This is a genomic window from Prosthecobacter sp. (genome assembly GCF_044378005.1).
Classification (GTDB): Bacteria; Verrucomicrobiota; Verrucomicrobiia; order Verrucomicrobiales; family Verrucomicrobiaceae; genus Prosthecobacter.
Genome location: NZ_JBILYB010000025.1, coordinates 40,590 through 54,003, shown reverse-complemented (window position 1 = coordinate 54,003; position 13,414 = coordinate 40,590). Strand labels below are relative to the sequence as shown.

Here is a 13,414-nt window from a genome sequence, read left to right as displayed (position 1 = left end):
GAGCTGCTTGGCCTTTCGCGGCGGCATGTCGCCGTTGTCGATGGTGTCCTTCACGGTGTTCCAGATCTGGAAATTCACCGGCACATCCGGATTGCCCGCGAACTGCTTCAAATCGACATCGCCCTTCATTTTATCCGCGTTGTGACACTCGTAGCACTTGGCGGCGAGCATGGACTCGACGGCTTTCCAGTCGGGAGCGGCATGGAGAGATGAGGCTGCGGCGAAGAGGCCGAGAGCCATGGTTTTGCGGGGGGACAAAAGCATTTTAAGCGAAATTGGGGGGATGAAGATACGTATCCTCCCGGCCAACTTTCATGCCGGATTTGCTCTGGACGTAGCTTCGATTGGCAAGGTGGCCGTTGTGGGACGATGGCCATTATGAAGGGCATTCTTTGCTCTTTCAGATTCCCTCTCACCATCCGCAGCCTCCCGATTACCCACAAACCAGCCCACGGAAATGAAGCTCGCCTTCTCTGTCGGACTTAAACCAACGAGCGATACTTCCCCATTCGCGTCTCGGCAAAGTGTGACAGTCTGCTAGGCCTGCGCAAAAAGGCGTCTAATCATATCCAAGCTTGCCTTTCACCGGATGTGTGGAACTCTCCGCGCCGGTTTTTTCCGGCTTCTACCCCTCGGGGCCGATGTTTGTCTTGTAGCCCGTCCCCATTTTGGACGGTGTCCCCGTCCCGCCGTTGGTAGGACGCTTTTACGGCGACTGGTTGCCCACCTATTCGGAGCCCTATCTGCCGGTTTAATTGCAAAGGACATATTATGGAAAAGACATTCGCTGACCTCGGCCTCGCGCCGGAACTCCTCCAAGCCGTTCAGGCCCAAGGCTTTGAGCAACCCTCCCCCATCCAGGCTGAGGCCATCCCAGTCGCCCTTTCCGGGCGTGACGTGGTGGGCCAGAGCCAGACCGGCTCGGGTAAAACGCTCGCCTTCGGCCTCCCCGCCATCCAGCTCGCCGACGCCTCCGACCGCCGTACACAGGTTCTCATCCTCTGCCCCACCCGCGAACTGGCCATGCAGGTCTGCGCGGAGATTCACAAGGTCGTCACCTTCAAAGAAGGCCTCCGCGCCACGCCAGTCTATGGCGGCGCCTCGTATGACCGCCAGATTCGTGCCCTCCAAGCCGGTTCCCAGATCGTCGTGGGCACTCCCGGTCGTATCCAGGACTTCGTGGACCGTGGCACGCTGAAGCTCGATGCGCTGAAAGTGCTCGTCTTTGATGAAGCGGACGAAATGCTCGACATGGGCTTCGCCGAAGACATCGAGAAGCTCATGCAATCCATGCCGGAGAAGCGCCAGACGATCTTCTTTTCCGCCACCTTTGACCCGCGCATCCGCCGCCTCATCGAGCGCTACACCACGAATGCCGCCACGATCACCATTCAGCAGAAAGCGCTCACGGTGCCGACCATCGAGCAGCGCTACTACGAGGTGCAGGGCCGCAGCAAAACGGAAGTGCTCTGCCGCGTGCTGGACATGGAAGACCCGCGTCTGACCATCGTCTTCGCGAATACGAAGAAGGCTGTGGATGACGTTGTCGATGCTCTTGTGGGCCGGGGTTATGCCGCCGACCGCCTGCATGGCGATTTGAATCAGATGATGCGTGAGCGCGTGATGCGGAACTTCCGCAGCGGCAACGTCGAAGTGCTCGTCGCCACCGACGTGGCAGCACGCGGACTCGATGTGAACGACATCGACCTCATCGTGAACTACGAGCTGCCTTACGATACGGAAGACTATGTCCACCGCATCGGCCGCACCGGTCGTGCCGGACGCAAGGGCACGGCGGTCAGCCTCGTCGCAGGTCGCGAAATCTACCTCATGCAGCGCATCCAGCGCTTCACGAATGCACGCGTGGATCGCACCAAAGTCCCCTCCCAGGAAGAGGTGGAGACGAAGCTCGTGGATCAGAGCTTTGAAAAGCTCAAGGCCACGCTGGAAGCTGGCAACTATGCCAAACACGAGCACACCACCCAGCGCCTGCTGGATGCGGGCTTTGACATGACGGATGTCATGAGCGCCCTGCTCGATCTCTGGATGAAACAGGGCTCGCGTGAAGCTGAGCAGATCCTCGAAGATCGCGCCCAGGTGAAAAAAGATCGTCCGCAGCGCGAGTTCGTCCCGCGTGAGCAGGGTGGCGAAGGTGCCCCGCAAGGTGGTGGCGAAGGCGGCGATCAGCGCACCACGCGCCCCGCAGGCCCACGTCCGCCAGCCGAGGGCATGAAGCGCCTCTTCATCAATATCGGCGGCATGGACAACGCCCGCCCAGGCGACATCGCCGGCATCATTTACAACACCTGCCAGATCCCCGCTGGCACCATCGGCAGCATCGACGTCCTGCCCAAGTGCAGCTTTGTCGAGATCCCCGAAGACATGGCAGCAGCCGTGCTCACCTCCATCGAAGGCGCGACCTTCCGTGGCCGTGACGTGCGCATGGATGTGGCGGATCGTGAAGGCGGCGGCGGTGGCAACTTTGCCCCACGTCCCCCACGTCGTGACTTCGACGGCCCACCTCGCGGTGAAGGCGGCGGTTACGGTGGTGGTGGCGGAGGAGGCTACGGCGGCAAACCTCGCTTCGGCGGTGGTGGTGGCGGTTACGGTGGCAAGCCCGGCGGTTTTGGCGGCGGTGGAGGAGGTGGCGGCTACGGCGGCAAACCTCGCTTCGGTGGTGGTGGCGGCGGCAAGCCCGGCGGCTTCAAACCCCGTCGCTGGGATGGCGAAGGCTCATAGATTTTAAATGGAGCGGCAGGCCCTTCAGCCTGCCGCTTTTTTGTGGACCCGTTTCCGCTTCGCCGGGCGCTTTTTGCGTGGCTTTACTGTGTAGCTGATGGCCGCTTCGGCCACGGACATGACGTCAGGCGTTGGCACATTGAACCAGTCACGGAACGTGTGAGCATTGACCACGCGGACGCTCGGATCATAGGGATGCCAGTGAGCGGAAGGTGTACGGCAGGCCAGCAGGTGCCGGTCTGCGGCGGCATCGCCGAGCACGCTGCGGACCTGATGCATCGGCTTCAGCGACTTTGAGTCACCCCCGGTTTCGTTCCACTTGGCCTCGATGAACTGGAGGCGGCCATTCAGCCAGACGGCGAAGTCCACCTCCACGCCTTGCGCGTCACGCCAGAAGTAAACTTCCGCCGGACTGGCCTGGGCTTCACGGGCACGCAGCACCTGACCGAGGACATAGGTTTCCCAGATGGCCCCGATGAAAGTGGACTCCACCATCTGCTGTGGCGTGGAAAGGCCGAGCAAAAAGCAAAGCAGCCCCGTGTCGCGGAAGAAGAGCTTCGGCGTCTTGATCAGGCGTTTACCATGATTGCGGAAGTAGGGCGGCAGGATGTGGATGATGTTGGAGGCTTCCAGCACCGTAAGCCACTGCTTGGCCGTGCTTCCAGCGATGCCCACCGTGCTGGCGAGCGTCTGGAAGTTCACCAGATTCCCCGAAAGCGTCGCGCACATGCGCACGAAGCGCTCGAAGTCGCGCAGGTTCGTGACATTCACGAGCTGGCGCACATCGCGTTCGAGATACGTCGCGAAGTAGCTGGAGTAAAAATCACGCGCAGGAAGGTCCGGCACTCGCCAGAGTTCCGGGTAGCCGCCGCGCCACATCATTTCCTCCACCGTCGGGTAGCTCATCGGGTTGGTGTCGATGAGTTCCACGGGAGCCAGCGTGTCGAGTTCCAGGATGGCGCAGCGACCAGCGAGACTTTCAGACACGCTTTGCATCAGCGCGAACTTCTGTGATCCCGTCATCAAAAAGCGCCCCATGCGGTGGCGGTCCGCGTCCACCGCCGCCTTCAATGAGCGAAAGAGGGCAGGGGCATACTGCACTTCGTCCAGGATCACGGTAGGATGCGCCGCGAGCGAGTCGAGAAAGGCTGTGCTGTTGTGTTCGGCCTCATGCGCCACGGAGGGCAGGTCCAGCGTGTGAAAGGGCGCGTCGGGGAAGAGGTCACGCAGCAGCGTTGTCTTCCCCGTCTGTCTGGCACCCGTGATCAGAACCACGGGAAAATGCGCCGCCAAGCCGCGAATGCGGTCGGCAAGCAGGCGCTGGATGTGAGGTTTCATGGCGATTTTGGAATCGCCGGGATTGAAACACGGATAATCCGGCTTTCAATCCTAGATTATCCGAAATAAGTAAATTAAACTCTCCAATCATCGGATTTAGAACACTTTACAAAGATTCAAAAACCCGGACACTAACCAAAAAGCACTGAAAACGCCACGTTATCAGCAGTGATGTGCGCCGCGAGTGTTCATGTACACTGAATAAAGACTCTGTGAGGCGGTGATGAAGAGCCGGTTCCGCTTCTGGCCGCCGAAGCAGACGTTGCTGGCAGTCTCGGGCAGCTTGATGAAGCCGATGAGCTTGCCTTCGGGATTGAAGACGTGGACGCCATCGTAGCCATCGCCGATCCAACCGGCGCTGCACCACAGATTGCCTTCCACATCGCAGCGGATGCCGTCGGAGTTCCCCTTGGCTTTGGGATCGGCGAGCTGGCCTTTGTTCGTGGCAAAGACCTTGCCGTTTTTCACCGTCTTGCGGTCCACGTCATAGACGCGGATGTTCTTCGGGCTGCCTGTGTCCACGATGTACACCTTCTTGTAATCGGGTGAGAAGCAGAGGCCGTTTGGCTTTTCGAGGTCCTCGGTGATCTTGGTGATCTCGCCGCTCGGGTCGATGCGGTAAACAGACTCCTTCAGGAGCAGCTCGCCCTTGTTTCCCTCATAATCCATCATGCTGCCGTAGCCGGGATCGGTGAACCAGATGGAGCCATCGGGATGCACCGCGCCGTCGTTGGGGGCGTTGAGTGGCTTGCCGTCGAATTTATCGGCGAGGACAGTGATTTTGCCATCAAGCTCGTAACGGACGACGCGGCGTGTGCCGTGCTCGAAGCTGATCTGGCGGCCCTGGAGGTCAAAGGTGTTGCCGTTGCTGTGGTTGGCGTTGTTCCGCATCACGCTGACGTGGCCGTCCTCGGGCAGCCAGCGCATCTGGGCGTTGTTCGGGATATCGCTCCACACGAGGTAGTTGCCGGTGCCGTTCCAGGCCGGACCTTCCGCCCAGAGCATCCCGGTGTGCAGGCGACGAATCGGCGCGTTGCCCTGCACGAGCTTCTCAAAGGCGGGATCGAGCGCGATGACATCAGGATCGGGATAGCGCTCGGGAGTCTGGCCGGTCCAGTCACGCCCAAAGGCGCTGGCGGCAGTGGCGGTGGCGAGAGTCGTGAGGAAGGAGCGGCGGTCGGTGGTCATGGCGGATAAAGAGGTCGGTTTTAGTGAAACGCACCTCGCAGGGCAAGCCTTCCGCGTCTCCACCAGAGGAAAAGCCCATTGCGTCGGCCATCGTCCGCGTCCTCATAGCGCCGCCGTGCGTTTGTCATGGCTCCGCTTTGAAAACAGAGAAAGCCTCTGCCACCAAAACGGCGCGCCCGAGGCCGAAAAAGGCCGCCGCGCCGAAACCTGCCGACCCAGCGCCTGCCCCAACAGCCGAGGATCGGGTGGAAAACCACGGCCTTGTGAGGTCGGTGGCACGGCAGGCTGACTTCTCGGCGAAACTGCGGGCGCTGGGAGCTGGCGAGGTCGTCTGCCTGGACCACGTCACACCGGAGGCGAATGGTTTTGCGGTCGCACTCGTCATTGCTCGGGCACAGCAGATGAAGCGTCGGCTCTGGGTGCTGTGTCCTGATCCGCGGACGCAGGATCGGGTGCAGGCCGAGTTGCTTGTGTGGCAGGCATCAGCCCTCTACTTCCCAAGGCACTCGCAGAGCTTCGGCAACGATGCCTTGCCTGACCCGGATCTGGCGGCGGAACGGGTGGGGGTGTTGGAAAGATGGGCGGCCATTAAACCCGGCTCTGGAGAGCCAAGCTACGCCCTCCTCCTCTGCGCCGATAGCCTGAACGAGCCCGTGCCGACGGCGCGAGAGCTGGAAAAGCAGAGGCGGCAGATCGAGGTGGGGCAAAAGCTGGATGTCGAGGCCTTCATCACCTCGCTGAGTGAGGCAGGCTATGAGCGCGTGCCCGTCGTGACAGAGCGCGGGCAGTTTGCCCGACGCGGCGGGATCGTGGATTTCTACTCCTGGCAGGCGGAGGAGCCGCTGCGCGTGGAGTGGTTCGATGACGAGATCGAGTCCATCCGCGCCTTTGATCTGCACAATCAATCGTCCGTCCGCCGACTCGAACGCGCCAATATCATCCTCCAGCTCGGGGAGCAGGCGGCGGACTCGGGAAAGGTGCGGGATTACTTGGCGAAAAACGACCTCGTGCTCGTGATCGGAGACGAAGCCGTCGAGGTGCCGGTTCATGCGCGCATCATTGACGGAGCCTTCACGCACGACGGACCGGAAGATTTCGCCACCGCCATTCATGAAAACCCTCTCGGCGTCTTCGATGCCTCCGATTTCGTGCTTCACGAGGCACGGCGGAAGCAGTTCGAGATGCAGGTGAGCGAATGGAAAAAGCTCGGCTGGCAAACGGTCGTGTTCTTTCACAATGAAGCGGAAAGGGAGCGCTTCGGCGAGCTGCGCAGCGCGGATGCGGTGAAGGTGGAGACCACGCTGGGCCTGCTTTATCGCGGCTTCACCGTACCTTCAGCAAAGCTCGCCGTGCTGACTGGTGCGGAGATTTTTGGCAGGCATCAGGTATCACGTCGCTTACGCGGATCGAAGCTCGCGGACCCTGAGGTGCTGCGCAAAGCCCGCGACATGCTTAGCGAGTTGCGCGATGGCGACCTCGTCGTGCACAGCGAGCACGGCATCGGGCGCTTCGCCGGAGTGGAGACACGCACCACGCCTGGCGGGAAAAAAGAGGAAGTGCTCGTGCTGCATTACGCCGACGAGTCGAAGCTCTTCGTGCCCGTCGTCCAGGCGCACATGGTCAGCCGCTACGTCGGTGTCGGCGGACGTGCGCCCGCTTTGAGCAAACTCGGCGGCGGCAGCTGGCACAAGACGCGCAAGGGTGCCGAGAAGAGCGTGGAGGAATTTGCCGCAAAGATGCTCTCCGTCAGTGCCGAGCGCCGCACGGTGACGGGCTACGCGCATCCGTCAGATACCAAATGGCAGGTCGAGTTCGAGCAGTCCTTCCTCTACCGCGAAACCCCGGATCAGCTCCGCTGTGTGGAGGAGATCAAGCGCGACATGGAAGCGCCGAAGCCGATGGATCGCCTGCTCTGCGCCGATGTCGGGTTCGGCAAGACCGAGGTGGCGATCCGCGCGGCCTTCAAAGCAGTAATGGGTGGCAAACAAGTCGCCATCCTCGTGCCTACGACCGTGCTCGCACGGCAGCACTGGCAGAACATCCGCGAGCGCATGAGCGAGTTCCCCGTGACGGTGGAGATGCTCTGCCGACTGACGCCGAAGAACCGCGAGAAGAAGATCCTGGAAGGCATCCGCGACGGCACAGTGGACATCGTCGTGGGCACGCATCGCGTCATTTCCAAAGACGTGCGATTCAAAGACCTCGGCCTCGCCGTGATCGATGAAGAGCAGCGCTTCGGCGTGAAGCATAAGGAGAAGTTTAAAGAGATCTTCCGCCTCGTGGATGTGCTCACGCTCAGCGCCACGCCGATCCCGCGCACGCTCTACTTTGCCCTCATGGGGATGCGCGACATGAGCACCATCGAGACGCCGCCGCCAAACAAGCAAGCCGTGGGCACGATCATCACGCCGTATGACGAGCGAGTCATCAAGCAGGCCGTGGATGCCGAGCTGGACCGTGGCGGGCAGGTTTTCCTCCTGCACAACCGCGTCATGACCATCGAGAAAACCGCGATGCGTATCCGCGAGCTGTGCCCGCAGGCGAGGGTGATCGTAGGTCACGGCCAGATGGATGAGGAACTGCTGGAGGACGTGATGCACACCTTTGTCGATGGCGACGCCGACGTGCTCGTCTGCACGACCATCATCGAGAGCGGCGTCGATATCCCGAACGCGAACACCATCATCATCGACCGCGCGGATCGCTTCGGGCTCGCTGATTTGTATCAGCTTCGTGGTCGCGTAGGCCGTGGAGGCACGCAGGCACACGCGTATCTGCTTTTACCGCGCGACGCCGTGACGGCGGGAGATGCCCGCAAGCGCGTGAACGCCATCAAGCAATACACCGGTCTCGGCAGCGGCTTCAAAATCGCGCTGCGTGATCTGGAGATTCGCGGCGCTGGGAATCTCCTCGGCACTGAGCAGAGCGGGCACATCGCCGCCGTCGGATTCGACATGTATTGCCAGATGCTGAAGCAAACCGTGAACCGGATGCAGGGCCGCCGTGTCGCCCGTCCGGTGGATGTCAGCCTGCGTGCCGACTTCCTCGTGCAGACCGAAGCGCTCATGACCGAGGCCGAAAAAGGTGCCACGCCCGCCTTCCTGCCCACACCGTTCATCGAAGACACCCGCCAACGCATCACCGCCTACCGCCAGCTCGGGGAAGTCATGACGCGCAAGGAACTCGAAGAACTCGAAACTCAGTGGCGCGACCAATACGGCGACCAGCTCCCCTACCCCGTCCAAAACCTGCTCGCCTGTGCGTCCCTCCGCCTCGCCGCATCTCATGCTGGCATCACGGATGTGGAGATCAAAGACCGCAAGCTCATGCTCACGCGGAATGGCAAGTTCGTCATGATCAACGGCAAATTCCCCCGCCTCACCGAGCGTGCAGGCTTCAAACAGCTCGCCGAAGCCACGGCGATGGTGCGGAGTCTGTGAGATTGACGAAGTGATCGACTTTGATTCAGGGTACAGCTGTGCGTGAATACACCAAAAAGCCTGATCTTGGGACACCCTTGCTTGCCCTTGGAGTCGCTGGCCTCTCGGCTTTCCTTGCCTTTAAAGCCCGACTCTTGTTCATCGAAATGGCTGAGGCGGCCTCCATCGGTGATTCGCTTGAGGGCGGCACAGCCTTTACAGCAAATTTCAATGGGCTCCTCATTGTCCTGCTCGTCTTCAGCTCGGTGGTGTTGGGAGGGGTTCTGACTTTGGTCTGCTTCTTGGGACCAGGGGGAAAGGATAAGTTTTGGTCGGCTCGATTGACGAGATGGCTGGCTATATTGGCGCTACTTCCCGGTATTTGGCTTCTAGCGAGGATTGCCATTCGATGGATCAGTTAGCCATGCAGCTAGGGGCATCAAAAGCGGAAAAGCGGGCTAAAACACCTCTCGCTGACCCCAATCCGGGCTCGGAAAGGCCATAAAACCTACTCCCGGCGCAAGACGACACTCGACAGACTCATCAATCCTTGGTTAGCCTTGCTTAATTCGTCAGAAAAATAACGATATGGCCAGCAAACCAACCCCAAAAAAAGGCGCAGCTAAGAAACCGGCTGCGGTGGTGAAGAAGAAATCCGCTCCGGCCAAGCCCGTAGAAAAGGCGCTGGCTCCAGCGAAAAAGGTCGTCAAACCGGCCTCAAAACCAGCAGCCAAGCCGGTGAAGAAGGTGGCAAAACCAGCACCTAAGCCAGCACCGGCTCCGAAGCCTGTTGCCAAGGCAGCGACTCCTGCGCCCGCTCCGGCTCCAGCCGTTATTGCCCCCGCGCCTCCGGCTCCGCCCCCGGTGGTCGCACCGGCTCCGCGGCCTGCCCCGGCGCCCAAGGCCGCTGCTTCAGCTTCAGGCGCCCTGACGATAAGCATCCAGACCTCCCAGGGTATGGCAGCCAATGGAAACACCCATCCAGCCAACATGCTGGTCATCGTCACCTGCGCCGGTGCCCCGGTCGTGGAACTGACGCGCGATCATTTCACGCTCATGGAGCACTTCGAGGTTCCCGGCCAAGGCGCGCCCTTCAGCAACAGCATCTCCTCCTTCCGCAATGCGGGTACCGGAGCCTATCTGCTCCAGACCAAGCCCATCACCGGCGCTCCCTGGCGCAGCGGGCATCACCTCGGCCAACTCCTCGTTTCTGACGATGATGAGCACCAGGGCCAGGCGGCCTTCAAATTGATCATCAAATAAGGGCTGCGACGGGCGTTCATCCTTCATCCCATGATGAAATCCCTTCTCGCCTCCCTTTGCTTCGTCGTCGCCGCCTCCGCCCAGGAGGTGGCAAAACCAGACCCAAATGCGCTCTTCCGCGAGGGTGTGCAGGCGTTTTATGATGCCAAGCCGAAGGAGTCGGTGGCGGCTTTTGACAAGCTGATCGCCCTGGAGCCCGCAGCGAAGCCTCAGCTCTGGCAGCGCGGACTCTCCCTCTATCTGGCGGGTGACTTCAAAGGTGGGCGCGAGCAGTTCGAGGTCCACCAGACGGTGAACTCGAACGATGTGGAGAATGCTGCCTGGCATTTCATCTGCGTGGCACGGGCGGAAAATCTGGAGGCGGCGCGCAAGGCGCTCATCCCCATCGAGGGCGACTCACGTGTGCCAATGAAGGAGGTACACGACCTCTTTGCCGGGAAAGGCAGCGTAGAAGCGGTGCTAAAAGCCGCCGAATCGGGCGAGGGGGAGGCTTTAAAAAACCACCGCTGCTATGCCCACCTCTACCTCGGCCTCTACTTCGAGGCGCTGGGCGATGAAGCCAAAGCCAAGGATCACATGGTCAAGGCAGCCAACGACTACCGGATGGATCACTACATGGGCAAGTCCGCCCAGGTGCATGTGAAGGTGCGCGGCTGGTGAGCCGGGTCAGAGCAGCTTCTTCTTTTTGAAGAACCAGATCGGGATCAGCGCGGAGATCACAAGCAAGGCGATCACCGCTGGGTAAGCCCAGGGCTGTTTCAGCTCGGGCATGTGCTCGAAGTTCATGCCGTACACGCTCGCGATGAGCGTCGGCGGCATGAAGAGCACGCTGGCGATGGTGAAGATTTTGATGATCTGGTTCTGCTGGATGTTGATGAGACCGAGCGTGGATTCCAGGAGGAAGGTCATCTCCTGGGTCTGCTGGTTCGTGTAATCATCGAGTGACTTCACGTCGCGCATCACGGAGCGGAACTGCGCGGCGAGGTCACCACGCATCCAGGGCGCGGCATTGCTCAGGAAGAACTGGAGCATGCGGCTGACGCTTAGCAGGCTCTCACGCAGATTCGCCACGAGGGCACTGCGGCGGCCGAGCGTTTTGACCACATCAGCGAGGTCTTTTTCCACCGTGGTATTCGCACGGTGGGGGTCGAGGCGGAAGACTTCACGGGCGAGCTTTTTCAGATCGCCCTCCACCATCTGGAGCGCATCGGCGATACGGGCGACGATGAGTTCGCAGAGCACGAGGAAGACTGCATCACTCGACATCGGGCACTGGCACTGGCGCTTCACATGATCCACGAGCACGCGGAAGGACATCGGGTCAGCGTAGCGCACGGTCGTGAGACAGTCGGGTGCGAGAACGAAGGAGATGGCCGTGTTGTCCGGGTCCGGGGTATCGAGACCGACAGGAATCCAGGCCGTCATGTAGAGCGCGCCTTTCTCCGTGTAGAGTCGGCTGGACTCCTCGATCTCCTGCATCTCTTCACGAGTGGGCAGGGAGTATTCGAGCCAGCTTTCCGCCTCCAGCTCCTCGGCACGCGCTGGATTCAGCAGGTCGAGAAAGACGAGGTTGTCCGGGAAAGGACGCACCTTTTCGTCGTTCCAGTCGATGAGCTGGCCTTGTTGGGTGATGAGTCGGACCATGCGAGAGTAGGGGGGCGCGACAGTAGCGGCTCATTCTTTTCCTGCCACGGAAAAGGCGGATCAATCCGCTTTCGTCACAAGCGCTGGCGGAGGCACGATCTCCAATCCGCGGGCGTGAATCATCTCCAGTGTTCCGCGCAACACCTCCACACAGATTGGACGGGCCTCGTGCAGGAGAATGATCGCCCCAGGGCGCAAATCATGATCGATGCGGCGGAGGATCACCGACACATCCCGATGCACGCCATCAAAGCCGCGGCAGTTCCAGATCATCATCGTCAAACCCAACGCCCGGAGGATGGAGGCCAGGAAGAGATTGTGATGCCCCACGGGCGGGCGGAACCAAAGCGGTGCCTTGCCCAAAATGCCACGCAGCGTCTCCTGACACCCTGCCACCTCCCGCCAGAGCGCCCAGGGTCGCAGCATCCAAAACGTCGCCGAGGGATGCGTCTGCGAATGATTGCCGATCACATGCCCGCGCCTCGCGATATCGCGCACCAGATCGGGATGCCTCGCCGCACGGTCACCGATAAGGAAGAACACGGCGCTGGCCTGATGCTCATCCAGCAGATCGAGCAAAGCCGGTGTCGTGCTCGGATCAGGACCATCATCGATCGTCAAACACACGCCTGAAGTGCCAGCGGGCAGCCGGGTGATCATCGGCCCGAACAAGGCACACCTCGGCACCACCGAGCCGATGCCGATGATGACAAACGTGGTGCTAAAGATGAACCCCGCGATGCCAAAATGCCCGGTCAGCAGGGCGAGCACGACGCCAATCGCCGGCAGCAGGCTCAGCACAAACGCGCGCAGACTCTCGCGCTGGCAGGTGGGTGGCATGGGCGGGATCATGTCGGGGTCTCCAGACTCACCAGCGGCTCAAAGACAAACCATTGATCCCAGTGCTGCTCCAGATGCCGGTGGAGGATGGGCAGCCAGCGCTTGCCGATGTCATCAGCGCGGAGTTTTTCGGTGCCATCGCTGAAGCACTCGCCGACGTGGATGCGGTAGCGGAGACAGCCGATGCGCTCGAGGATGATCGGGTAGCAGGGCGCTCGGGAAATCTCAGCGAGCACGAGCGGGCCACGCGGGATCTGGTAGATGCGACCCTCACAAGTCATGGCCACAGGGGAGACGGCGGAGAGCACGCGGTCTCCCTGCACGGCCACGGCCTCGCCATCCATGAGCACGCGGCAAAGTTCGAGGCCGAGGTGATTGTCGGCGACGCTGTAGTGGACGCGCAAAAGCGGGTTGTCCTGTTCCGTGCGGCGGAGTTCCTGCTCGCGGAGTTTTTGCAGTTGCTCCGTCTGCTCCGGCGCGCGGACGGTGTGCAGTCTCCGCCCGAATTTCTGCGCGAAGAGCGTGGCTCCGATGTCGTAGTTCCCGCTGTGGATGGTGAAGATGAGGACGCCGCCGGGATGGGCACGCAGTTCCTCGAAGCGCTCCATGTGAGTGATGTCCCAAGTGACCTCCTTTTTGAAATACATGGACCAGAGACGGTCGAGGTAGGTGAGGGCGAAATTCAGGAAGACCCGATAGCCCGCCCACCAGCGCTCGGTGGGACCGTGGTCAGGACACAATGCCGTGAGATTGCTGAGAATGGCGCGGCGCTGAGGCGCGGCGAGGACGTAGATGAACAGTGTCACCGGCCAGACGAGCACGAGCGCCAATCTTGTCGGCACAAAACGCATGAACCGCAGCAAACAACGCGTCAGGAACGCTCCATGCAGCCCCGTGTTCCGCCGAGGCGGAACTTGCGGCATGGAGGGTTTGGCGGTTACTTCGGGTATCATCAGCGGGTGCTCTGCCCGTAGGGTCTGATC

At 61.0% G+C, this 13,414-nt stretch carries 11 protein-coding genes; 4 read left to right on the top strand and 7 right to left on the bottom strand.

All coding sequences use genetic code 11. From position 1 onward, the window contains the following. On the bottom strand, window positions 1-240 hold a 240-nt coding region (locus tag AC6FTP_RS07675; protein ID WP_497206322.1), incomplete at its 3' end, for a c-type cytochrome domain-containing protein. A gap of 531 nt (window positions 241-771) precedes the next feature. Here AC6FTP_RS07675 and AC6FTP_RS07670 point away from each other — a divergent pair. Further along, window positions 772-2,739 (top strand): DEAD/DEAH box helicase, encoded by a 1,968-nt coding sequence (locus AC6FTP_RS07670; protein ID WP_497206321.1) that lies wholly within the window; start codon window positions 772-774, stop codon window positions 2,737-2,739. 24 nt (window positions 2,740-2,763) lie between these two features. Here AC6FTP_RS07670 and AC6FTP_RS07665 read toward each other — a convergent pair whose 3' ends face one another. Together AC6FTP_RS07665 and AC6FTP_RS07660 are read right to left on the bottom strand one after the other, a co-directional pair. Continuing rightward, the gene (locus AC6FTP_RS07665; protein WP_497206320.1) at window positions 2,764-4,077 is read right to left on the bottom strand and encodes an ATP-binding protein; all 1,314 of its coding nucleotides are present in this window, start codon (window positions 4,075-4,077) and stop codon (window positions 2,764-2,766) included. A 162-nt stretch (window positions 4,078-4,239) separates the two neighbouring features. Continuing rightward, window positions 4,240-5,265, bottom strand: coding sequence for an SMP-30/gluconolactonase/LRE family protein (locus AC6FTP_RS07660; protein WP_497206319.1), 1,026 nt, complete (start codon window positions 5,263-5,265; stop codon window positions 4,240-4,242). A 137-nt stretch (window positions 5,266-5,402) separates the two neighbouring features. On the opposite strand from AC6FTP_RS07660, the gene mfd reads away from it, so the two are divergent. Continuing rightward, complete coding sequence (gene mfd / locus AC6FTP_RS07655; protein WP_497206318.1) at window positions 5,403-8,705, top strand: transcription-repair coupling factor; 3,303 nt, start codon at window positions 5,403-5,405, stop codon at window positions 8,703-8,705. Window positions 8,706-9,256: 551 nt separating this feature from the next. On the opposite strand, the gene AC6FTP_RS07650 is transcribed toward mfd, so the two are convergent. After that, window positions 9,257-9,481, bottom strand: coding sequence for a hypothetical protein (locus tag AC6FTP_RS07650; RefSeq protein WP_497206317.1), 225 nt, complete (start codon window positions 9,479-9,481; stop codon window positions 9,257-9,259). Window positions 9,482-9,674: 193 nt separating this feature from the next. On the opposite strand from AC6FTP_RS07650, the gene AC6FTP_RS07645 reads away from it, so the two are divergent. Further along, window positions 9,675-9,947, top strand: coding sequence for a hypothetical protein (locus AC6FTP_RS07645; protein ID WP_497206316.1), 273 nt, complete (start codon window positions 9,675-9,677; stop codon window positions 9,945-9,947). 30 nt (window positions 9,948-9,977) lie between these two features. Beyond that, complete coding sequence (locus tag AC6FTP_RS07640) at window positions 9,978-10,607, top strand: tetratricopeptide repeat protein (protein WP_497206315.1); 630 nt, start codon at window positions 9,978-9,980, stop codon at window positions 10,605-10,607. Between the two features lie 6 nt (window positions 10,608-10,613). Here the strand turns inward: AC6FTP_RS07640 and AC6FTP_RS07635 are convergent, their stop codons facing one another. Genes AC6FTP_RS07635 through AC6FTP_RS07625 form a run of 3 tightly spaced genes read right to left on the bottom strand, consistent with a single transcriptional unit; the run spans window position 10,614 to window position 13,354 of the window. Further along, a complete protein-coding gene (locus AC6FTP_RS07635; RefSeq protein WP_497206314.1) occupies window positions 10,614-11,591 on the bottom strand; it encodes a magnesium transporter CorA family protein in 978 nt (325 codons plus the stop codon). A 60-nt stretch (window positions 11,592-11,651) separates the two neighbouring features. Continuing rightward, window positions 11,652-12,431, bottom strand: a complete 780-nt coding sequence (locus tag AC6FTP_RS07630; protein ID WP_497206313.1) for a polysaccharide deacetylase family protein — start codon at window positions 12,429-12,431, stop codon at window positions 11,652-11,654. 8 nt (window positions 12,432-12,439) lie between these two features. Further along, window positions 12,440-13,354, bottom strand: a complete 915-nt coding sequence (locus AC6FTP_RS07625; protein WP_497206312.1) for an LpxL/LpxP family acyltransferase — start codon at window positions 13,352-13,354, stop codon at window positions 12,440-12,442. Window positions 13,355-13,414 lie beyond the last annotated feature (60 nt).